12 protein-coding genes are annotated in these 24,008 nt (G+C 59.4%); 5 read left to right on the forward strand and 7 right to left on the reverse strand.

The window, feature by feature from the left end:
- Window positions 1-617: 617 nt before the first annotated feature.
- A complete protein-coding gene (locus JJB99_RS31435) occupies window positions 618-2,492 on the forward strand; it encodes an HrpF/NolX family T3SS translocon protein (protein WP_433995738.1) in 1,875 nt (624 codons plus the stop codon).
- Between the two features lie 559 nt (window positions 2,493-3,051).
- Here the strand turns inward: JJB99_RS31435 and JJB99_RS31440 are convergent.
- Window positions 3,052-3,591, reverse strand: a complete 540-nt coding sequence (locus JJB99_RS31440) for a YopT-type cysteine protease domain-containing protein (protein WP_246775056.1) — start codon at window positions 3,589-3,591, stop codon at window positions 3,052-3,054.
- Between the two features lie 992 nt (window positions 3,592-4,583).
- Between JJB99_RS31440 and JJB99_RS37010 the strand changes: the two genes are divergently transcribed.
- Together JJB99_RS37010 and JJB99_RS37015 are read left to right on the forward strand one after the other, a co-directional pair.
- Entirely contained in the window at window positions 4,584-4,805 is a 222-nt protein-coding gene (locus JJB99_RS37010; RefSeq protein ID WP_200496051.1) for a hypothetical protein, read from the forward strand.
- A 1-nt stretch (window position 4,806) separates the two neighbouring features.
- Window positions 4,807-5,181 (forward strand): hypothetical protein, encoded by a 375-nt coding sequence (locus tag JJB99_RS37015; protein WP_409362869.1) that lies wholly within the window; start codon window positions 4,807-4,809, stop codon window positions 5,179-5,181.
- On the opposite strand, the gene JJB99_RS31450 is transcribed toward JJB99_RS37015, so the two are convergent.
- The 6 genes from JJB99_RS31450 to JJB99_RS31475 form a co-directional block, all read right to left on the reverse strand.
- On the reverse strand, window positions 5,178-6,896 hold the full coding sequence (locus JJB99_RS31450; RefSeq protein WP_200496052.1) for an alpha,alpha-trehalose-phosphate synthase (UDP-forming): 1,719 nt from the start codon (window positions 6,894-6,896) through the stop codon (window positions 5,178-5,180). The two genes, JJB99_RS37015 and JJB99_RS31450, sit on opposite strands and share 4 nt — an antisense overlap.
- 366 nt (window positions 6,897-7,262) lie before the next feature.
- Window positions 7,263-7,502: a hypothetical protein gene (locus JJB99_RS31455; RefSeq protein ID WP_200496053.1), complete on the reverse strand. Its 240-nt coding sequence runs from the start codon at window positions 7,500-7,502 to the stop codon at window positions 7,263-7,265.
- A 21-nt stretch (window positions 7,503-7,523) separates the two neighbouring features.
- On the reverse strand, window positions 7,524-14,207 hold the full coding sequence (locus JJB99_RS31460; protein WP_246775057.1) for a shikimate kinase: 6,684 nt from the start codon (window positions 14,205-14,207) through the stop codon (window positions 7,524-7,526).
- A complete protein-coding gene (locus JJB99_RS31465; RefSeq protein ID WP_200496054.1) occupies window positions 14,194-15,651 on the reverse strand; it encodes a hypothetical protein in 1,458 nt (485 codons plus the stop codon). Before JJB99_RS31465 ends, JJB99_RS31460 begins: the two co-directional genes overlap by 14 nt.
- Window positions 15,652-17,314: 1,663 nt before the next feature.
- Entirely contained in the window at window positions 17,315-17,677 is a 363-nt protein-coding gene (locus JJB99_RS31470) for a hypothetical protein (protein ID WP_349628992.1), read from the reverse strand.
- Window positions 17,678-18,478: 801 nt separating this feature from the next.
- Window positions 18,479-19,300: a YopT-type cysteine protease domain-containing protein gene (locus JJB99_RS31475; protein ID WP_200496056.1), complete on the reverse strand. Its 822-nt coding sequence runs from the start codon at window positions 19,298-19,300 to the stop codon at window positions 18,479-18,481.
- 983 nt (window positions 19,301-20,283) lie between these two features.
- Here JJB99_RS31475 and JJB99_RS31480 point away from each other — a divergent pair.
- Complete coding sequence (locus JJB99_RS31480) at window positions 20,284-21,114, forward strand: class I SAM-dependent methyltransferase (RefSeq protein WP_433995798.1); 831 nt, start codon at window positions 20,284-20,286, stop codon at window positions 21,112-21,114.
- Window positions 21,115-22,531: 1,417 nt separating this feature from the next.
- On the forward strand, window positions 22,532-24,007 hold the full coding sequence (locus JJB99_RS31485) for an acetyl-CoA carboxylase biotin carboxylase subunit (RefSeq protein WP_200496058.1): 1,476 nt from the start codon (window positions 22,532-22,534) through the stop codon (window positions 24,005-24,007).
- The last annotated feature ends 1 nt before the right edge of the window (window position 24,008 follow it).

The raw sequence follows: 24,008 nt of genomic DNA on the forward strand, positions 1-24,008 counted from the left end.
TCACTTCCGTTCCAGAAAGCTGGCATCGCCGACTAGCGATCCACATTGCGTAGGCTAGTGGGGGTAGCTGTCGAGAAGCTGACGAGCCAAGACGGAATCCGACGACAACCTCAATATCAGTGAACATCGGCGCTGAGAGCCCGACATCGTCCACCACGCCGGAACTGCCACAGCGCGAGTTCAACCGGCTTGAGACCTAAGCTCCACAAAGCCTCCGCCCGCCAGACCTGACGCCCGATCAGCCGTACGTTATCGGATTCTCGAGCAGACGTTAGATCGTAGCGGGCCGCACACCCTGTCACTGGCTGTGGAAATGCCGACGGAATCGGCGGTCATATTGTTGCGCGTCCCCTCGATGATCGTATCCGCGATCGCCGACGGGAAGCCGTCCCCCATACGTCCAATAGACCGCCTCGTGTTGAGGTCATGTGCGTGCTTGCGCGAGGCGAGAGAATATTGAGGACCACGTAGGTCCGTATCCGGTGACAATCAAGGTGGCGCCGGTGGCTCAACGTGAACCTTCCAGGACTCGTCAGCTTGTCGAAAGGTCGCAGTCCTACGAAAGCGTTGATCTCAAGACGCCTCTACCGTCTATGTCCGCAGGGGAAACAAACACGGTGCAGCTCAACAACTTCTCGCGCCCCACCAATTCAGATCAAGCTCAGTTTATTCTTCCCGAGGCTTCGCCGGCAGTGTTCTCGCAGATGCCGGGGCATATACGGCAAAGCGATGCTTCGCTCTTCGAATCAGCGGTGTCCCTTTACTCGCCGCAGGACAAGCCCGAAGACTCCTCCACGCCACCAGATCTGCTGCAGCGAAACTTGCAGACGGCGCAGGATTCAATGGACGAAATGCCGGCGCACTTGAAGGCGTCGATCAAGGCATTCGAGAAGGCATTCGAGCAGCAACCGCTCCCCCCCGCCCCCGTCGAACAATCAGAGCCGACCGAGCCTGCTCCACCGCCTGTGCCGGCCTATCCGGTGCCAAGCACGAGGATCACGTGGAACGGCGGCACGCTAACCGATGCCGAGCTGCAGATTGTGGCAGTGCTGAACCGGCACACGGACCAATGTCCGCTCAGTTGGGATCAGCTGGCAGACAGGGCCAACGACCCCTCGACGCCACCGGACCTGGCGGAGGCACTCTACAAGTTGCGGCAAGACCCGGAGCTCTTCTACGCGATCGGCTCTCAAGGCGACGGCCGCTGCGGAGGCAAGATCAAGGCGAACGATCTGTCCGGGTTCTCCGCCAGTCACTCGCAGGTTGCTGCGTTCCAGGAGAAGCAGGCGCGCAGCTACCAGCAGAACTACATTTCGTCCGACGGTACCGGAAATGGACAACCGTCGGCCATGACCGCCAATGATGCAATGCGCGAGCTCTACCGATATTCCGACTACCTGCCCAAGTCTCTGAGTTTGGACGAATTCAAGCAGATCGTCGATGGCAAGGCCCAACCGGGCAAGTGTCCGGCCCAGGTGATCGCGGCGGCTCAATACTTCGTCGACCATCCGGACGCCTGGAAGCAGTTGTACGGCGGCGCGATTGATCTCGTCCACAAAGAGGATTTTCTGCAAGTCGCTTCGTCGTCCATGAATCTCACGCGGAGCGAGCTCAACACGCTCGAGACGATCAACAAAAGTCAGTCCGCATTTTTCGGGGGCGGCGTTCTGAGACGAGACAAGCTGAAGAGCATGGCCGACGACCAGAGCCTCAATCCAAACGTACGCCAAGCGGCGTCACAGCTGCTCTCGGACCCGCTGTTGTTTGGTTTGCTAAACAATTCGATTACGGGCTACAAGACCCACCACAAATTCTGGGACTTCGGCGGCGGGCATACCGTCGATTCCGGCAACATCAGCAACAACGACTTCGCGCACTTTTACGGCAACATGTCAGCTGCGAACCGTACCGTTCAGCAGACGAAGACCCATGTCCCCACGACCGGCGACGAGACGTCCGCTGTCGCGGACATGATGATAGGGATGACCAACCAGCCAGATATTAAAGCTGCCAAGAAGAATGGCGGAGCGCTCATGCATGTGGTCGATACTGTGCTCCAGGTAGGCTCGAAGGTACTTGATTGGGAGGCCACAGCAGTCGGCTTACTCGGCTTCATTCCGGGCTTGGGCGAAATAGCGGATGCGGTAGCGATGGGGCTCGAGGTCGAGTCGCAAGCAGCGAACATTGTGCACACGGCTATTACCGGAGGCAATATGAAAAAGGCGCTGGCAGAAGCAGGTCTCAATGTCGCCGCGCAGGCCATTGGCTGTATCGCGGGGCCGCAGGTCAAATTGGCGATGCGCGAGGGCCTCGCAAAGACGGTGCTGCAAGAGGCGGCGACGAGAGGGATCGATATGACGATCTCGGAGGCGCAATCCTATGCGGACAACTATTTGAACGACCTGAAGGCGCGGCTTGAGACCGAGTCGACGAGCGTCGCCGATGTTCCGGGTAAGGCCGCCATCACGCCGTCGTCTCAGAACGCGGCCTGAGGCCGGTTGCGCTGGCAATCTCCGGCTCGGTGTATCCTTTCAATGGCGAATGATGCGAACCTCGCCGCCACGTTCAAGCGCGTAACGGCGAGGACCTCGCGCAGAAGACTCCACCTTCCACCGAGAAGCCGTCCCTTGGCAAGCGTGAGAAGAATGCGCGCCGGCAACAGGCACTCTCAGCAGCAAGTGAACCCCTGGCGCTAACGCCGCCGTTGCATGCAACGTCCGATCGCCCTGCCTTGGGTCTGGCCGAGACTGCGAGCAGGGCCAGCTCGACGCCTTGGAACGCGGTTTTGGCTCGGCTACAAGGCAAATTGCTTGCTATGTGCCAGATTTCGACGGGCGGGTATTTTCGAACCTGACGATCGGCTTTTCTAACTGAACCCTCTGCGGTCGAGACCTCACCTCCGAGCTTAACTCGGAGGTGTCCAAACCTCTATTCTCAATCAATCCAGCTGTCCTTGCGCTCTGTGCTGAACAGGGGGGAATGGATCCCGCATTCTTGCTGAGCTTGCCGGCGTTGTTAGAACGCCAGTTGTCCGCCGAGTGCAGGCCCGGCTCAGTATACTTTTTGTGTGGTGATTGTCGTCAAATGCTGCTGGTTGGGGTTCCTGTAACGATTGGCGAGGCTTTGCCACAAGCCCTCCATCTCTTCTGGTTGAACGGTAAATTCTCCGTAGTTTGGATCGAAGAGTGTAGTACTTCCATTCGACGCCGACGTTGCGACTACGTGTGAGCCACCTTCGGCGAAATACAAACTGAGCAAATATTTCGATCCGTCGTTGGTGATTTTCCCCACCATGCGCGAGAGGCTCGAAGAGTCGCCGAATTCATAGACCTTCTCTTTTCCGGATGGCTGCAAGCCTGCTTCCCGCAACACGCTGTTTTGTGCTTCAAGGTCTGCCTGAGAAGCTTCTGCTCCTCTCCTTAGCAGGTGATCCTTCATATCCTGATACTGCTCCTGCCGCACAGCCGCTGCGCCGTGCCTTTGTGATCCGGGTGTTAGCGCACGCATTCGGGCCGACGGGGTGTTGCTGAGAATGGAGAACCACTCCGCCGTTAACCCGACGCAGATGCCGTTTATATTCGCCTCGTGCAATTCGGCCGTCCTGTATTCGAACAGAGAGGTGCTCCACCTCGCCGGTGAGGATGTACTGGGATTGCGAGGACCGCTGGTCTGTGGCCTGCTGACGCAGCACCCCATTTTGTCGGGCAACTCCCCAGGCGGCAGCCTCCTCCGCGACGTGAGATTTGGCCTGTTTCTGCCGAATGAAAGCCTGTCAAACTCCGTGATAGGGGGCTCGGAAAGGAGCGAGTACGGCCCTGTTGGCGTCGGAGGCGAACTCGCATGGGTATCTGGCACCGATCGGGCCGACATGCCCGCAAGTATCTGCTGAAAGCCGTCGCTGGCCACCGAATGGCTCGGCTCGTGAGCTTGGCTAGGACGTGTGGATAGGTCACTGATTTGATTATGCACGGCCATTCTCGCTTCCCTTCAACGGGGTGCCACTTCGCAGTGAGCTCTCGCTGCTTAGGCCCTGCTTTGAATGATGTTTTGACAAGCTGATGACAAGCTGACGGGCAGGCGTTGCCCAGCTTGGAGCGCATCACGAAGAAGGGAACGGCATAGTCTCCTGGCAGGAGCGCGACCGGTGTCTTGGCCCGCCTTGGCCAGCGATGCCTCAAGCCTTGAGGCGCTCGCAAGGCCTGACGATGGCACCTCCGTGAAACAGGTTCGCCACGGATCGTGGATAGAAGGAAAGGAAACGAAAGGAAAGGAAAGAAGAACACGTGCCCTTGCCGCTTGGATTTGAAGGGCATCATCCGCTTTTCCTCGGCGAGAACGTTGGTCCGAGCGGAACGATTTGACGAAGCGTCTAGCGATGCGTGCGACTTATGCAATGCCCACGCTGAGACACGATTTTTCATGAAGTAGGCTTGAACGCACTCAAGCCCTCGCGCAAGGACGTGCGGTGCATTCCGAGTTCGTCGCCTGCACGGAGGATGTGTTCGATCTTTATGCCGAAACCCCGATCAGAAGCGCCCGGTGGTCTGCTTTGACGAAAGCCCGACCCCAACTCATCGTCGAGGTTGCTCCGACCGATCCCGGTCAAAGCCGGCCAGCTCGAGCACTACGATTGCGAGTACAAGCGCAACGGCACCTTCAGTCTGTTCATCTTCCTTGACGCGCGCACCGGCCCTTGGCGCAAGGTCGACGTCACCGACAGCCGCGCCGCGGCCGGCTTCGCCGCCTGCATGCGCGACCGTCGCCGACGGTCACTTGGCAGAGCGAATCCGAGCCCTGCTGGATAATATGCCCACCCACTCCGTCGGCGCGCTTTACCAAGCCTTCCTTTCGGCCGAGGCGCGCCGCCGCCTGTGCTGGCTCCAGTTCCACTACGTCCCCAAGCATGCCAACTGGCTGAGCATGGCCGAGATCGAGATTGGCGTGCTGCGCAGCCACTTCCTGGATCGGCGGATCCAATGGACACAACGCATCCTGTCCGAGGTGGGGCCTGGGAGCGACAACACAATGCCTCGCGCGCCCGCATCAAATGGATGTTCACAACTGAGAACGCTCGCGCCAAAGCGGGCCGCGCTTACATCAGCCGGTCTTCGGCCAAAGAGGCATAATCACCGTGCCGAGAACCAGTCGCTCAGTCCGCCTCCCTTGGTCTGCACGCATTAGGACGGCAAGACCCAGCGCGTATCCTGTACATGCTTCACCGCGCCATTCAGCTCCTCCGGGGTTTCGTAGCTGGGCATTTCGGCCTCGTTGAGCCAACCGAAGCCGAGATATCGGAACTGATCCGCTGGCACCGCCACCCGACTGTGGCCGAGCTCGCGAAGGAAGTCCTTCGACCAGTCGTGGATCGTATAAGCCTCAAGCTTGTCCATCATCGGTCGCCAGCGTTCGATGCGCTCCTCGCGCGGCATCTCAGTCGCTGTCGAAATCGCAGTCGCGATGTCGTCAGGAGAGGCCGGATCCACGTGCAGTGCCTCATTTCCGTTGAGGTCTTCTGCCGCCCCGGCGAACTTCGATAAAATCAGCACACCCGGGTCGTTTGGATCTTGCGCAGCAACGTACTCTTTTGCCACCAGGTTCATGCCGTCACGCAACGGTGTCACCAGACCAACTTCCGCGGTACGATAGAGGCCCGCGAGTTGCATCTGCGATACGTGGCCCTTCTCGTAGAGCACCGGCTTCCAGCCCTGGTCCGTTCCGTGCTTACGGTTGACATCGCTGACGAGGCTGTCGATATCGCTCTGATATTCACTGTATGCTGGAATGTCCCCGCGCGAAGGCGTCCCAATCTGCAACAGCGAAATGCTGTGCGGCTTATCGGCCAACACCTGATCAAGAGCTTTGATCCGATTGTCGATACCCTTAGTATAGTCAAGGCGATCCACGCCGATCGCTAGCTTCGTGCCATCGAGTTTGTCCTGCATCGACGAGATCTCCTGACGATGCGTCGCGAGCGATTGCACTGCGTAGTCAACGAACTGCTTCGGATCGATCCCAATCGGAAACGTTTGGCACCGAGTCAGGCCACGAGCCGAAATAACAGCATCGCTCTTGCTCTCCAGCCCCAGATGCGCCTGTAGGCAACAGAGGAAATTATCCAGATCGCTGCGGGTTTGAAAGCCGACAAGATCGTATGCCAGCATCGATTCCATCAACTCGTGATGATGGGGAACCTTCTCCATCACGTCAGGCCTCGGCCATGGCGTATGCAAGAAAAAGCCGATCGGCTGCTGGATCGAGAGCTCGCGCAGCTCATCGCCGAGAGGAAGGAAATGATAGTCATGCACCCAAATCGCGCCTCTGTTCTTAAGGCGTGAGAGCGCGCGCGCCATGGAGCAGTTGATCTCACGATAGCTCTTATAATGCGCCTCCTCCGAAGGCGACATCCGTTCAGTCAGCGAATGGAATGCCGGCCACAGAGTGGAGTTTGCAAATCCATAGTAGAAGCTATCATAGTGGGCGGCCGGTAGATCTATCTTTGCAACCTGACCCGTGCCGTGCCGCTTGAGATCATTTAGCCGCTCGCTGCCCTCGCTTAGCGTGCCGGAGGACCCCGTCCAAACGGCGCCGGAACGTTCAACGACTGGCTCAAGGGCCGCGGCAAGACCACCCGTCTTGGGCTTGCTGGGATCGAAGGTCGACACACGGTTCGAAACAACAACTAGTTTCTCATCTGACAGCTGAGACTCCATGCCAGTTGCCGCCTCGCGCTGGGCAAGGACAACATGAGGGCCATCCGCTGGCTTCGCCCGCCCCAGTGCGGCTTGGCTCAGCTGCTGCTCGAAATCGGCTTGGTTCATTTTCAGCTGTTCTGGCCTGGCGCGCGACGTGACAGGAGCAGCTGCAGGAACGGATTTCATGACATTAAACGGATCCATTCTATACCTCCGATTCAGTCATCAGAACGGTTAGCGCGGGACGTCCATGCTTCTCATCTTAGGAGCTCGAGCTTTCGAGAAACTGACTAGATTCAGAGCGAGTATTGGTGGCCGCAAGAACAAGCTGGAAGCGGTGCCAATCTCTATTGTTTTGAGGATGCCACGATGGAAGTCGAGGCGTCCTATGACGAATTTCTTACGACGACCGACTGAAGAGGATACGCTTTGAAGACCAGGCTCGGCCGTCTGAGTGGCGGCTTGAGCTTTCGGGAGAAGAACCACCCTTCTCCGCGACAAGTCGCGCAACTTGCGCTGCTCCATTACCACGCATGTCGCCAGATGCATTGAGGATACCGGATTTATCCTTCATGCCTCACAGCAGATCTTGAACGCATTCTCGCCACGCTGGCCGACGGGATCCGCGGCGCATTGCGGGGGCCAGCCGTGGCGGACGACTGACTTCGCTACCCGCGTGCGAAACAGCTCGCGCCGATCGAGAACAGGTGTCGTAGCGACGCCCAACCATGGCTGCATCGCGATCAGCGGAGTGCGCGCGAGGTGAAGAGACCGTTCAGCACGATCGTTCAGCGCGACATCGACGGTCATGGAACCTTGTGAGCGACCACGTCATGGTGTCGCTCCGATCACATTGGCCGGTGTCCGGTCCACGCCCCCTTCGCCGCAAAGATGGGCATGCAGCGCAGCGACACATTGATCTGCGTTCTTGTTGTCACGTTTTTGACCTGGGACGATCGTGAGATCGGCAAGTTGATAAAATGGCGCGCGCTCGCTGATCAGCTGCGCGATCGTGTCCTCGCGGCTCGCGGTCTGCAACAGCGGGCGAGTGGTGTCACGACGAAGGCGTTTCCTGATCTCGCCTATATCGGTATTTAGCCAGATCGAGACCGCCTTATCGGCAACGTGCCGCCGCGTCTCCTCATGCATGAATGCGCCGCCACCGGTCGCCAGCACCACCGGCCCGGACCCAAGAAACCGTGCGATCGAGCTCGCCTCGAGCTCCCGGAAATGCTGCTCTCCTTTGCTCGCAAAAATCTCTGTTATCGACATGCGAGCCGCCGTCTCAATTTTTTTGTCGGAATCGATGAAGGGCAGGCCTAGTCGTCGCGCAAGATAGGGGCCAATGGTGGATTTTCCGGAACCGGGCATGCCGACGAGGACGATCGGCCGCCCGTTAAGAGCCGCGACAATCTCCTTTGCACCAGGCTCGAGCGTTCTTGACTGTTCGGCAGATCGCAAGCCGAATGCCGCGCGAACGCCACCGGTATACGCCCCTTCGATTGACCAGTGGGGAATGTTTCTGACACCTTCCGGTATCGCAACTTCTTTGCAGATATCTCGCGCGCGTTGCGTGAGTTGCTCTATCTTATGGGGATCCGGTGCATCCCCTCTGCGCCGTCGCTGGATCTCCTTATACGTGTCGTGATTGGCAACTTTCGCCTTGTAGCTGGCCGGCGTGTGGAACTCCGCATCGAAGCGGTAGCCACCGGGCGTCGCGAGCACAGTCTTCATGCCAACAAACGTCGGAACGCTCATCCTGAACCAGTTGGTGGTGCTGATTTCCGCGTAGCCTTGCTCCTCGAACGCCAGCATGGCTCGCCGGAACGCACGTACAAAGTCCTTGTCGGGCACTTCGAAGACATGGCGAACAGCACTGCTGATCAGCTGTGAGTCGCGTTCGGCGGCATCATTCATCTGCATGAGTTGGTCTCTGAGGGAGTTCTCCGTTTTCAGCCGGTGGTCGAGATGGGGCATTTTCACGTCGATGCCCGTTTGCCGGAGACTTTCGACAACCTGCAGTGCCGCTGCGGTGATTTCCTTCTCTTCAGCAGAGGCGCGGGCAGCCTCAATTCGAGCGCGCTCTGAAGCCTGCTCGCGGGTTAGCGTCATTGTGTTGGAAGATTCCGGGGCAGCCCGTAGTGCAAAGGGGCGAGGCAAGATCCCTTTATCCGAAGCGAGTTTGATCGAGACTTCCATGATTGAAGCCGCCAATGTGGGATTGTCCTTCAGATCCGCCAAGGTCGTGTCGATATTGAATCTTCCCTGGTTGAGGGTCGCCGCCATGGACTTGACATAGGGTACAGGCTTCACGCCCGGCGTCTGTTGCAGGAGCCGCTGGAGTCCTTGGCATTTCTTCATGAAAAGCGCGACGCTCGTGTCGGATTTAAAGGCGTCCGTTCCGACCTTGATGCCGAGGCTCAGGAGGTTACTTGCGCTTTGCACGAGGTCATCCGCAATGTACCCATCCGGACGCGGATCGATGCGCGCAGGATAGTGGTCGAGCAAGACCTGGATGCGGTCGCGTGGGTGGGTGGCTGCTGGATAGGCCTCCGCCAGATCTGGGAAAAGCTCTGCAAGCGCCCGGCTCACCGTCAGCCTGTTGTCGCCCACGGTTTCGGCTGTTTCGGGGAGCACCTGCTCATCCGTGCTTTCTGCCCACGCCTGGAGCTCGGAGACGAGCAACTCGGCAAACTCGTGGGCGACTGGATGGTCTGCAGCCTTGATCTCGCGCCTTGCTCTGTCGAGCTTGTCCTCTATGTCATGGCCACTCACCTGTTCCTCGTTCAGTAGCTGACGGATGTCGCGCCTGAGTTCGTGGTGAACACCCTCGTACGTACCAAAGATGGCGCGCTCGGCAAACCAGCGTCGTGCTTGATGGGACTGCGCCAGAAAGCTCCGCTGCAGGCCGCTATAAATTTCCAAAGCATCCCGCGTCGCCGCGAGGATCTGGCTGGCACGACTGAATTGGTAATTGTCGCTCTCAATGGCCGGAGTATAGGACTTTGGCGGCTTGAGCGAGCGAACTCCGCGAGCTTGCTCCTTCTCATCGAACTCGCGAACATGCTCATATAGCTGGGGCCGGTCGCCAATGATAACGACGGTATCTCCGTCGAAGTCGCCGTCGAGCTTTTTCTGCTCGCCAGTCGGGACGGCCACCAACGACCCCGGAGCGAACACCTCGGTCGCCTGCAGGATGCCGACGCAGTCGAGCGGCGTGTCTTTCTTTGCGCGGTCCTTGCGCTCGGTCCAGCTCGAATGGCTCTTGATGTCCTCGGCCGACAACACCAGTCCACGGTCGGCGTAGTCGGCCGGCCACATCGCATCCGGCACCACGATCAGAATGCCTTTGGCAAAGAAGCTCGGATCGTCCGCCGCCAGCTCCTCCCGTGACTTCTGGGCAACACTGAAACTGTACTGCATGGCCGCGCATCGATCGAGAAATGCCGCGGTCGGATCGCCGTCGGCTGCCGACTTGACTCGTTCGGGTGCGAGCGGGCGCAGGTTGGGGGTGTCATAGGGAGATCGCCCGATCAGCACGCCTCCGGTTCGGGTCAACGTTTCGCTCTTGCGCTTCGGCACATGGAGGTCATCATCGCTCGACGGGACGGCAACAGCACCGGACCCATCGATGTGGCCTGCCGTCACCGTGCGAAACAGCTGATCGCCGATCAAGCTGTCCCTTCCTCTGCTCTCAAGCCAAACGTTGGCCTTCTCGCGCGCCTCGTCCGCAACCCGCTCACTGCGCGGATAATGTTGCAGCGCCGAGGCCGGCACGGACGATCTCTTTGCCTCACCAAAGGCCGGCATCCGATCGGGACCTTCCTGGGGGCGGGCCCGGCGAACCGCTGGCATACGCTCGGCCAACGATGCCTTGATGAAGCCACAGCCGTCATGCGGCCGCAAAGCAATCGGGCCTTGCGCTCCCATCAGTTTGAAGGGATGTGCCTCGTTGCTCGGGCGGTCTGGCGTCAGCAACAGCTTGAAGGCGCCCTCCAGCGCGTAGTCATGAGGGCCTAGGCCGGTGATCGCTGGTGGCGCCGCAAACCCCCTGCGCTGAGCGTACCAATAGGCCTCTTTAAATGGCGCCCAGGCCCGCAATAGCTTCTCGAACGAGGTGCCCGGAGCGGTTTCGGCGTAGGGAACAGCGAGCAGCTTTCCTCCCGAAGGCGCCGCTGCGGGCTTGCCTGGAGCATGGGCGCCGATTTCCAACTCGGTTCGTTTTGGCGCCTTTAACTTGCTGCCGCCGAACAGGTCCATGCGGTATGGCACGCCCTTGTACGTGAATGTACGTGCCAGCATGAAGGCGCTCGGCTTTGCTGGCAGCTGCACCGCGACCACCTCGATCGTTCCCGAGGTCAGCCGATGAAAAATCGAATATCGTGTCTCGGTCTCCGTGGGCAGTGGCCGCCCCTGCATGTCCACCACGGGCAACCGCATCAGACCCGCTTCGCCCTGTGGGGGCCTAGGATCGTGGTCCATGGCTCGCAAGACCTTGTGGACATCGAATACGGCCGCCGGATATTTCTCCCGGATCATTGCCGCGTTCTGCTCGACGAATGTATCCAGCGCATCGACCGGATCATCCGCCTCGATCTGCGCGATCAGATTCCAGCTCATATTGGAAAGATCGCCTTGGATGAGGTCGCGCGTGCTGGCCAGGATCTTTCTGGTTCCGCGATGCAGCTCTTGCTGCCTCATCCGCAAATCGGACTTCTTGCCCTCGACGTCCGGTCGCTTGAACATGTTCGCCAAGACCGCGCGAGCCTTGAGCACCTGATAAATCGAGAGGGCGGGACCGCGACTGGCGAGCGGCCCACGGATACGCTCGGCCTTGCTTGCGTTGAAATGTGCCTCGATCTTTTGCTCCACGACGGGTTGGATGTCGTTCAGCAAGTAGAGAGCCTGTCTGCGGTGCCAGCGCAGGTGCGGGCTGCGCGCCAGCGGCATCAGTGCGGCACAGAGATTGCCCATTGTTTCGATGTCATTTTCAGCGGCGAATTCAGGGGCACGAAGCAATTGGTTGAGCCGATCCAACCCGGTCAGTGCGAGCAAACCAAGATCGTCGATCAGCCGGGCCTTCGCCAAGGCCTTAAAAATGGTTGCGATGGCCAATGCATCGCTGTGCTCCAGCCGATCATTGGCATAGTGCAGGTGGTGGGCCAGCTGATGTAAGCGATCCGTCAGCAGCGCGGTTTCAACGATCTCCCCCGCGTCTTCGCCTCGCGTGATGCCTCGGCCCAGGGCATTGGCGATCATGTTGAACTGAGGCATCGTGAAGGCACCGAAACGTTGGCCTCCCCGGCCAAGCCCACGCGCTATGTCCACGACCGCCTTGTGACACGCCACTTCTTCCGGCCACTTGCTGAAGCCATTCACCAGGTTTGCCAATTGCAACGGCGTGACATCGGAAATCGGGCGGCGACAGATCTCACGCGCAATCACGACTGCGGTTTGGCAAGTGTCCTCATCCTCCGACCACTTGCTCAAGCCGTTTACCAGGGTCGATAGAGTTTGATAATCGGCATGAGAGAGTCGGTCGCCCTCACGGAACTCACGGGCGATCGCCACTGTGGCCCGGCGCGCGTCCTGCTCTTCCGGCCACTTGCTGAAGCCGTTCACCAGATTTGCCAGCTCCTGCTGAGTAAACCCGGAGAGTTGATCGCGACGGCGACAGATTTCGCCGGCGATCACAACTGTGGCTTGGCCCGTGTACGCATCTTCCGTCCACTTGCTGAAACCGTTCGCCAGATTCGATAGCTCCTGCCGCGCAAAACCGGCGAGTTGGTCGCTACGGCGGCAGACCTCAGCGGCGATCGCGAGTATGGCCTGGCGAGTGTCCTCCACCAGCCACTTGCTGAAGCCGTTCGTCAGGTTTGCCAATCCCTGGCTGGTAAAAGCAGAGAGACGGTCAGCGCCGCGATGGATCTCGCAGGCAATCGCGATTGTGCCTTGGCGAGAGGATTCCTCTCCCGGCCACTTGCTGAAACCATTCACCAGGTTCGCCAGCTCCTGTTGACCAAAAGCAGACGGTTGGCGCCGAAGAACTTCGCTGGCGATCGCAATTGCACCCTGGCGAGCCGGCTCCGCTCCCGGCCACTTGCTGAAACCGTTCACCAGGTTCGCCAGCTCCTGTTGAGTAAAATCGGACGGTTGGCGCCGAAGGACTTCATTGGCGATCGCGATTGTGCCCTGGAGCGCGGCATCCTCTTGCGGCCACTTGCTGAAACCGCTCACCAGGTTCGCCAGCTCTTGTTGGGTAAAAGCAGAGAGTTGATTGGCGCGACGATAGACCTCACCGGCGATCGTGCGTACGGCATGTTGCGTATCGGCGTCCCCCGGCCACTTGCTGAAACCGTTGACCAGGTTGGCCAATGCTTGGCTGGAAAAAACAGAGAGGCGGTCAGCCCGACGATGGACCTCACGCGCGATCGCAATTGTGCCCAGGCGAGAGGGCTCTTCTTCCGGCCACTTGCTGAAGCCATTCACCAGCATAGCCAGACCCTGGCCCGTAAAGGCCGGGAGCCGCGTGGCGCGGCTGCAGAGTTCGGTTGCGATCAGGCGTGCAGCTGGCAGACAGGCTTCTACTGTTGGCCATTTGCTCAAGCCGTTCATCAGGATTGCCAACTGTCGGTCATTGCAATGAGCGAGCCCTGCGGCGCCGCGACGGACGAGTTCACTTGCGGCGGCAAATATGGCTTGGCCTATGTCGTCCTCTTCGGGCCACTTGCTGAAGCTGTTGACCAGGCTCGCCAATTGCCGCGGGGTCAAATCAGCTAGTCCGCCGTCGCTGACGGCGCGCCGGCGCAGTTCAGCAGCAATCAAACCTGTGGCTTGCAGACAGGCATCCTCTTCCGGCCATTTGCTAAAGCCATTCACGACCGCCGCCAAGTGCCGGTGAGTAAGTACCGAAATTTCGTCCGGGCGGCCTTGAATCGCATCGGCGATTGCGACGATGGCTTGGCGGGAGTTCAGCTCTCCCTTTGGCCACTTGCCGAAAGCATTGGCCAGGACTGCCAAATTCTGTGGAGCAAAACCAGGCAGCTTGTCGTCAAGGCCGGCGCGGCCGCGGAGTTCGGCCGCGATCAAGCCTGCCGCTTTGAGGCAGTTCTCGGTCTCCGGCCAGTTGCTGAACGCATTGAAGAGGCTCGTCACTTCCGATGGTGTAAAATCAGGCAGTAGGTCGGCACGTGCAATGACCTCCTTGGCGACCGCGATTTTTGCCGGGTCAGAAGCGCTCTGGTCCGGCCACTTGACCAATCCATTGACCAGGCCTGCTAGGCCCTGCGGATCAAAGTCAGAGAGCCCTTCGTTGCGCGCGGCGATCTCGTGAGTGATCACGACTGTGATGTCGCGGCAGATCGTCTCTTTCGGCCACTTGCTGAAGCCGCTCACCAGATTCGATAGTGCCTGCGGATCAAAAGCGGAAAGCTCTTCTTTGCGCGCGAGGATCTCGTTACCGATCGCGACCGCGACGTCGCGACATGGTTCCGGCCATTTGCTAAAACCACTCACCAGGTTTGCCAGGCCTTGCGGACCCAAAAGCAGGAAACTGGCCTTCGCGGTCCGCGCGCGACAGGACCTCACCCGCCATTTTGACGGTAGCTCGGCGACAGCTTTCTTCGGGCCTGCTACTGAAACCGCTTACCAGGTTCGCAAGGAGCTGTGGGGAAAAGCTCGAGAGCCGGCTTGCCTCGGCGTGAACAACCTCGTCGGCGATCGCAAGGGCCGCTTCGGTGCAGCCCGTCTGTTCCGGCCATTTGGTGAACCCGTTCACCAGGTTCGCCAAGTGTTGTGCGGTGAAATCGGAGAGCCCGTCGGCGCGGGTGGCGCGGCGACAGAGTACGGAGCCGACGAAGCCTGCGGCTCGAGCAGGAATCGCCTCGTCCGGCCACTTGCTGAAGCCGTTCACCAGGTTCGCCAAGTGTTGGGGATGGAAATCAGAGAGCGAAGCGTCGAGCACGGCGTAGCGGCAGAGTTCGGCTGCAATGTCGACGGTACCCTTGCGGCATCCCGCCTCGTTTGACCACTTGCTGAATCCGTTCACCAGATTCGCAAGGTCCTGCGAGACAAACCCACGGAGCTCGTTGTTTTGGGCGCGGCGAGATACCTCGTTGCCGATCGCGGCTGTGGCCCGACGGGATTCCTCCTCTTCCGGCCATTTGCTGAAACCATTCACCAGGTTAGCCAGTCCCTGTGACGTAAAATCAGGCAGTTGGTCGGCGCGTGCCACGATCTCCTTGGCGATCGCGACAATAGCCTTGCCGCAGCGGTCTTCCGGCCACTTGCCGAAACCATTCACCAGGTTGGCCAGTCCCTGTTGATTAAAATCGAATAGCCCGTCTCTGCGAGCGGCGCGGCGGCAGATTTCACCGGCAAGCAAGCCTGCAGCTTGGGAGCAGTGTGCCTGTTCAGGCCACTTGCTGAAGCCGTTCACCAGATTCGCCAGGTTCTGCGGAATGTATTCAGACAGGCGGGCGCCACAAACCTCCCGGGCGATCGCTTCTGTGGCTTCGCCACAGCTCTCCTCGTCTGGCCATTTACTGAAGCCGTTGACCAGCAATGCCTGGCTTTGGTTTTGCAGTTCGTCAAACGCAAAGCTTTCATCGCAACACAATTCAGCAATGCTGATGATTGCCGCCTGGCATTCCGCCGACGGATCCCGACCGAACGATGATGCGAAGAGAGAGAGGGCGCTGGGACTGATTTCCTTCATACGCGTGTTGTCAAGACGCGACACCCGAACCGCCAAGGCGCGGCAAGCTTCTATGCCTGCCTCACCTCCGGCTTCGCGGCTCACCGCGTTGCATGTCGTGGCGTACCCCCATGAGGACCGGAGATCGTCTTCAAACTGCGCAACAAATCGCGCATCGAAACGGCCAGCCGCGGTTTGCAGAAACTCTGAAAGATCTTGCCCCCGCAGCTGCTTGCTGTAACGCACCACTGCACGCGAGAACATGCCGATCTCGCGAGCGCTGGCGATTTCTCTCAGCGCAGCATTTAGTTCATCCGAACGTCTAGAGGGCCTTTGCGGTACTCCACCTAGCACGTTCTGCACGGCTGAATTGTCGATGTGCGGCCTTCCTGGTCGGCCATTCAGGCCAGAGAGGGATTGGCTATGCGGCACCCTGCCGCCTGTTTGCGCGCCTTCGGCCGCTCGATCGGTACGCCGCCGGCGGCCATCCGAACGTGACGGGTCAAGTTCCAGATTGGCCGCACCATGATGAGTTCGATGGGCTCGCCCCGAGTCCTCAGCCTGGGTCGGGTGCGCGTGAACACCGTCGATGCGCCAGTTTCCTGGCCCATCACGCCGCTCAGACACGGATTGCGTATTCGCTGAGACCTCGGCTCTTTGCGAGCTTTCAGTGGTGCGGTGGGCACGCCAGGGACCGTCATCGGAACGCGACAGGCGTGATTCCCGATTTGCCGCGCCATCATAAGTACGATCGGCTCGTTCCGAACCTTCACGCTGGATCGGCTGCGTCGGCGCATCGGGGGTGCGCCACCTTCCTGGTCTGCTACTCCCCTCAGAGACGGATTGCGTATCCGGCGGACGTCTGCCCGCGTGTGAACTTCCGGCCTCTCGATCGCCACGCCAGGACTCCTCGCCACGAGGCGGCAAGGGGCCGACGTCTCGACTTGGTTCCCTCGCGTAACGTCTATATGGTCGCTGCGGGCCTCGGGCTTGGACCGTCTGGGCGGGCACATCATGGACGTGTCCCCCTTCTGGTCCGCTAGCCGAGTGCGAGGGGAGTGAGCGTCCTGCTGAGCTTTCAGCCTCTGGATCGTCACGCCGCAGTTCCCCATCAGATCGCGACGAGCCGGATTCTGGCAAGGAGCGGAAACGACGGCGGCTCCCACCCATTGCGCCCTGCAGCGCGGCCCCGAGGAGTCGATGTGGGCCGGCGGGAGGACCGGCAAAGCGCCCCGCACCGCTGGGGCGCGGCGCGACGCGAGAGAAACCAGTGTCTGAATCCTGAGGCTCAGATTGCATCCGCTCCACAACAGAAGTGAATGATCGGCTCTCTTCACCATGGCCATGAGCCGATCCAGCGCTAGAACCGTCAGCGCCTCGGCCTTCGTTGGCACCAAATTGCGAAATGAGCGATTTGCCCCGCTCGTCAATAGGCCTCATAGTCCATCTCCAATGTCGCGAAAACTGTGCTGCCTGTCCTCACGAGCGCGATAGCCACGCGCCGGTTCGGCCGCTTGTGCTGGCCTTACCCGACAGAGCAGACTGAGTGGCATCGCCGGATCAGCAACTGGCGAGCACGCAGAACTTCCAATTGCATGCCCGTTAGGAACGACAGACCGACAGAGCGCATCGATCTCCGACCCAAAAACGCTTTCGAAAAACACGCTCAAGATTCCCAAGAAGCGGCGCGGCGAAAAAGTCCAGTTTGATGTCTTCGGTCTTGTTTTGACACGCGCCAGCCTTTCGCGGGGTCATTCAAAGCTCGCCCAGGTTCCAACAGCCGACCACAGCCACACAAGCCGCGCTTCCAGATCGACCGCGCGGCTTGGCCGGCTCAAGAGAGAGGAAGAGAGAAAGAGAGAGAAAGAGAGAGAGAGAGAGAGTCAACCGCCAGAACATGAATGTGATAACGGGAGCCGCCGCCCAGTCACTTCGGTTGGGAAGCTTCCGGCCAATCTGCGAACTCCAACTCGAAACGACGAGAGCCGACGGGTTTGGTCGTGAATTTGACGGTCTTTCCGGAGAGAGCCGCCAACGAGCCGGACGCGAATTTGAACACCGTCTTCCCGGCAGCTGCGATACCGGCAGCCCTGTTGTCCTCCATGACCGAGGAGCCGTCTCCCTCCAAGAGCTGACCGACCGCATAGCCTTCGAGCGCGCGGTGAACGTCGAGAGAAGCCAAGTACCTGCCTTTCTCGCTGTCCCATTCGCTGACCGATATCGCTGTGATGCCTGCGTCCTTCAACAGCCCATCTGAAACGTGGCAGGTATATTGAAGGCTGACGATCATGTGCCCATTCCGATCACCTATCGGCTCGCGATCGGTTCCGTCTATGGTGCAGTCGTAGCGTCGGATTGAGTCCGCGAGCGCTCCCCCAGTCAGCCCGAGCAAACCGAAAGCGGAACATAGAACAATAGTGAAAACCGGTTGCTTCATTTGCCGATGCTTTCGCGAACATGTCTTTGCAAAGGATGTACAACCTGACGCAACGTCAGGTTCAAGTGCCTTCGATCTGTTGCTGAGTTCGCTCTTTATCGTTACAGAGCAGCCGAGAGACGCGCGCCAGGTTTAGCTGCAGCGACAGCCTGATCGCGCTCGGGCGACCACCACAAATCCTCTCCGGCTTGAGATTCACGCAGCCACAAAAACGCGACCCCTTCCTTTGCGATACCATCGGTGCCACCTCTTCGAGAGCCTATGCCAACCAAGAGGCACTGAATGGAAGGGCAATTCTCTCAATGGTGCTGCCGCGGCGCGGACCGCATGTCGCATCGGCTACAGCAGCAGCCGGCTTCAATTTGCGATAGCTTATGGTGATTGTGAGCGCTTGCGCCTCGCCGTCGGGCGGACCGCGAATTGCGCCCTGCCAACCTGCCTTTGGCCGGCGCGACGTGGAACACGCGTCTCCCAGAGACTGAACTCGAGGCTGCGACCTCGCGCGGAAGAGTGAACTCTGCATTCCAGGCGCGCGAGGTTGTTGCGGGATTCCAGTTCGCAGTTGCCGCCTTTAGCAAAAGACAACATGGCAACTCGAGCAGCTCGCCGCACCTTCCGACAAGGCGCTCTCGGCCTGCGGTCAGCGCATTGTATTCAGCTCATTCTTTGTGTGACGACCGTCACGAGATGATGGCCCCTGTTCCTGTAATCCTCGGCGAGACTTCTGAGCAAGTCACCTATCTGGTCTGATGGGACAGCGAATTCTCCATCGCTCGGATCGAAAAGAGTGGTCATTCCATTGGAGGTGGACGTTGCGACCAGATGTCCGAGGCCTTCTGCGAAGCGCAAGCTGAGCAAATAGGCAGAAGGGTCTTCGGTGACTTCATTGACGATCCCGGCGATCTCCGAGGACTTACCAAACTGATATCCCCACCGTCGTTTGGATGGTTGCAAGCCTGCTTCCTGCAACATTATGTCTCTTGGTTGAAAATCTTCCGCCTGATCATCTTGCAATCGATTCCTGAGTTCTTCATACCGCTGCTGCCGCATCGCCGCCGAGACGTGGGTTTGCGAGCCGGGCCGCAGCGCGCTCATGCGTGATAGCGGACTGCTCGGAAGATTGAGGAGCCACTCTGCCGCGAGACCAACGCATATGCCATCTACATTCGCGTCACGCAATTCGGCAGTCTGGTATTCGAAAAGAGGAATGATCGGTCTTTGCGAAGGCGATGGGCTGGAACCGGGCGACGCAGAGGGTGGGGTCAAGCCGAAGGAGATTGGGGTCGGAATATGCGCATCAGAGGTATGTGGTCTGCTGCAGCAGAGCCCCATTTTTTCGCACGCACCGCCAGGTGACAGATTGCCCTGAAGTGTTAGATCCGCAAGCCTTCCCGCAAAGTTGCCATCGTCCGTCGACTCGCTCGATTCGTCGGCTTGATGAGCACCTGTGGATGAGGTGCTGATTCGGATATCCATGGAGATTCGCCTATCGCTTCGTCGTACTTTTCCGCACCGCGTGCGCCCCGGGTCCTGCTGCGGCGATATGCAGTCAAGCTGACGACGAGCTGACGCTCGTGCCCGTGGATGTGGTGAACAAAGCGGAGGGAAGTCGGCGAATTTCGCCGCCTAAATCGCCCGCAACCAAAACCGCCAGAGCGGGCGGAGAATGACGGGTCGGTACATTTGAAATATGGGGAGACGCTCTCAGAGCAACCGTGGGACTTGGCCAGGCGCGGGGGAGCACGATGAGAGGTAAGGACCGGAGGCCGCGCATGAATCCAGTATTCGCAGGTCACGTGCGCGAGGGGGCATCTGATGTCGTGCGGAGGGGTCTGGATGCGAGTGAGGCCACGCGCTTCGAAGATAGAAGCAATGGCCTTTCTTCCAGCGGTTGCGAGGGGACAATCGCGACCACTCCTGTAGAGATCCTCCCTATCGTCGCGACTGGTTCACGACATAGCATGAGCTCGAGCTGTTAGTGCATCCGGTTCCTCGACATTCAGATAGACCTAGGCGCAGCCCGAAGCTTGGTGGAAGGACGATTGAATCTGGCGTGATGTCGAGAAGATGCTCGCGGTCCGCCTTGAGGCGGGTCCCCACACCTTGGAATGTCGCAGCAGATTCGTCGCTCTACATCTTCACACCGCCTCAATGTCCAGCGTCAGCATCAACGCGACTAGCTGCAGGCCTCACGGAGGGAGAATGACTGGCGCCTCTTTCAAGAATAGGGGTTAGCCAGAGCGCAAAACCACCGTGGGGTTCATATATCGGCCAACATCTGCCACAAGAGGAGTGCTGGTCGAGGCAAGAGCCTTAGGCTTGCGTGCAAATCGAAATGTGGAGACGTTGGGTTGCGAGCAGATTTTTCGCGTATCAATCGGGATAAGGCAATCTTCGATGACATTTACGCTTTGGATGATCCAAGAGCGTATTTCTCCGTCCTGGGAGGTTTGGATTATATGATCCCGGATGTGGCTGAGCCGGTCGTGCGCCAGATTCTGGCAGCGAAAGCTTCGGCAAGTAGCGTTAAGCCGATCGTGCTTGATGTCGGCTGTTCATACGGCATCAACGCGGCGGTGCATCGGTTTCCACTGACCTTCGGCGGCTTGCGTCACCGCTATGCCCGGCGCGAGATGAGGGCGATCAGTTCCGAGACACTGGTGGATCTCGATCGCAAGTTTTATTCGGCTTGGCCTGATGTTGGTCTAGCGCGGTTTATCGGTCTCGATGTATCGGCACCGGCAATCCGTTATGCAACGGCCGTTGGCCTGCTTGAGCAGGGCGTTGTCGCCGACCTTGAAACGGAATCGCTTTCGACGGAAAGCGCGCGGATTCTCCGTTCCACTGATGTCATCATGTCGACGGGCTGCATCGGCTATGTGACCGAGAAGACGTTCGGTAAAATTCTCGACGCGACAGAGACGCGTCCATGGATCATCTCTTTCGTGCTGCGGATGTTCCCGTATGATTCCTTGGCTGCGACATTCGCGGAGCGTGGTCTTGTGACGGAACGCCTTACCGGTGCAACATTTATTCAGCGTCGATTTCGCGACGCAGAGGAATTTGAAAGGACCTTGGCTACTCTGGCAGCTCTTGGCGTCGATGCGACCGGACTGGAATCGGAAGGTCTGTTCCACGCCGATTTGATCTTGTCACGCCCTGAATCGGATGCACGCGCCGCTCCTCTGGACGAGATCGTCACCGTCGCCAGCGGTCGAGGTCGGCCAATCGGGCCGCGTTACGTTCACGTTGGAGGTCTCGAGGGTCTGCAGATCGCACTGGAGCCGTGAGAGGTTCGTGTTTTCAAAGATAGCCGCGCGTGCGCCGCCGGAACGGCGGACGGAAGCAGATCATGCTTCGATCCTCTCGAGGTTGGAGCATGATCAGGCTTTGACTGCGCGGCTGCGACAAGCGTATCCGCCGAGCGCGGCGATGCGGGTCCGGGCGAGGCGCGCATCGAGTAGCGCGCTGCCCGATATCTCTCTTGCTCGACTTGATAGCACGGTAAGCGAATTGGCTTCGCCCTTTCCGGGAGTGAAACGGAGCGGCACCCCGACGCCGATCGGTCAGCGAGGTGTCAGGATTTGCCCGCTCAATACCATGGTGTGAGTGGCCAGTATCGAAACGGCGCTCAGCGCTGCCGATCCGGAAGATGCCGACGACTTCAGAGCGAATGCCGCGCGGCTCAAGGGGTGTAACGCGACCCAGCACGCCTTAATTCGCATCTCACCTGCGAATAGCGCTCGCGCTCTGGATATCCCATGAGCTCGCAATAGCGGGCGAATGCGGCCCATATCGAGCATTGGGCTTGCGCCTCCGTTCGGCCCAACCCGCCCTGGCAGCGCATCGGTCTCAATCTATTCTCACAAGTGGCTCTCAAGAGGCTTGAATCGGACGTAACGTGAGCTTGTATCATACAAGTAAGGTGGCGGACCGCGTCCGACCTCCGGTCACTTCCTGACGCGCGATGAGAATTGTGAATCTTTCAGACCTTCGAACCTGCATCGCAAGACTTCTGTGTGCTGATGCCCGGGCACTCCCGACACGGCCAATCGGTCGCGATGCGCGCCGCCGGTCCGGTGGCCGCTCGGGTGATTCGGGCATCTGAGATCGGAGCACGACGTTCTCGGATCGCGGCGGGCTTGAAGGCAAGCTCGCCCATCGCACGACCATCACGCGGTGCAGCATGAACAGTATCGTAGATCACCCCGACAGAGGACAGCCGTGAACCACATGCAGCGCACCAACCGCTCGTCGCGCCCCAGAGCGCATCGCTATACAATTTCTCTTTTTGGCGTTTGGATGACGACAGCTCTGTGCTGCGGAAGTGCAGGTGCGCGAGATCGACCGGTCCCAGTGGAGGCGCGACAGGCGTGCACACCGGATGCGTTTCGCCTCTGCGGCGCCCACATACCTGATGAGGACGCCGTCGCGGCCTGCCTCAAAGCCAATATCCAGCGCCTGAGCGTGCAATGTCGTCAGATCATCTCAGTTCGGGATGCTGCCACAGGAAATGGGAACCCAAGATGAGGTATGCGCGACAGCTGGTTTCGCTTGATCGTATTCGTGCCGCAGCAAGTGAACGTTTCGCCGCCTTAGACCGATCCGATTATCTGTTGTGACACGTGACGCTGGCTGACCGGACGATCGTCCGCGCCCGAGCTCAACGTCTGTAGTCGGGCACACCAAGTAACTGAAGGTACGAGAATGCATGAACTCCCTTTTGATACCGTTCTAATCGCCAACAGGGGAGAGATCGCCGTTCGTATCATCAAGACCGTTCGCAAGTTGGGGCTTCGTTCTGCGATCGTCCACCACGACATTGATGCCCGCACGCTTGCGGTCTCTATGGCCGATGCAGCCATCGCGATCGACGGACCCACGCCGATTGCTGCCTATCTCGACATCCCGCAGATTATCGCCGCCGCCCGACAGGCGAGCGCTGGTGCACTGCATCCAGGTTATGGATTTCTGTCGGAGAACGCGAAGTTCGCCAGGGCCGTTACGGGCGCCGGCATCACCTTCATCGGACCTAGCCCCGAAAACATCGAACTGATGGGCGACAAAATCCGAGCTCGCAACTTCGTTCAGCAACACGGCTTTCCAGTCGTTCCTTGCGCCATCGAGGAAGATGATCCAACGACCTTCGTGCGCAGAGCCCGGGCCATGGGATCCCCTTTGCTGGTAAAACCTTCCGTGAGCGGCGGCGGCAAAGGCATGCAGATTGTGCGCGACCTCGGCGCGCTGGAGGACGCAATCGCGCAGGCACGCAGCGAGGCGCAGCGCTACTTCGGAGATGGCCGGCTTTACGTCGAACGACATATCGAAAACCCGCGCCATATCGAAGTCCAGGTGCTCGGCGACGCCTTCGGAAACGTTGCTCATCTGTTCGAGCGCGAGTGCTCGATCCAACGTCGGTTTCAGAAGGTTATCGAAGAGGCGCCCGCGTCGGGGCTGTCGTCGGAGTTGCGCCAAAGGATCTGCGATACTGCCGTCGGCATCGCGCGTGCAGCCAACTATCACAGTGCCGGCACTGTCGAATTCCTCCTTGCCGGAGGAGAGTTCCACTTTCTGGAAATGAATACACGTTTGCAAGTAGAGCATCCCGTGACCGAGATGATTACGGGCGTTGATCTTGTTGCCGAACAGATCCACATCGCTGCGGGCCGCCCACTTAGATTGGCGCAGTCCGACATTGTGCCGAGCGGACACGCGATCGAAGCCAGGTTGTGTGCCGAAGCGCCGGAGCGCGGATACGCTCCAACAACAGGTAAGGTCCTTGTGCTCGACTACCCCGGCGGCGAGGGTATACGCATCGACAGCGGCCTTTCGCGAGGTCAGAACATCACGACAGCATTCGATCCCTTGCTCGCCAAGATCATCGTGCATTCGCCCTCGCGTATCGAGACTGCGCAAAAGGCGCATCGCGCGATGCGGGACTTGGTGCTGCTCGGTTGCGCAACCAACGCAAGCTTTCTTGCCCGACTCCTGGCTGACGACGGATTTCTGCATGGACACATTCACACGGGTTATCTCGAGGAACATCCGCACATCGCCGCCGGCGATCCCCGGGCCGACTTGTCGACCTTCCTGGCAGCGGGCGCCCTCCTGACCGGACCTGTCCGCGAATCGGCAGATGCCGTGTCCGAGCTCCACGCGGCGCTGGGCAGTTGGAGAAACTAGC

Source organism: Bradyrhizobium diazoefficiens, assembly GCF_016616235.1.
GTDB classification, from domain to species: Bacteria; Pseudomonadota; Alphaproteobacteria; order Rhizobiales; family Xanthobacteraceae; genus Bradyrhizobium; species Bradyrhizobium diazoefficiens_H.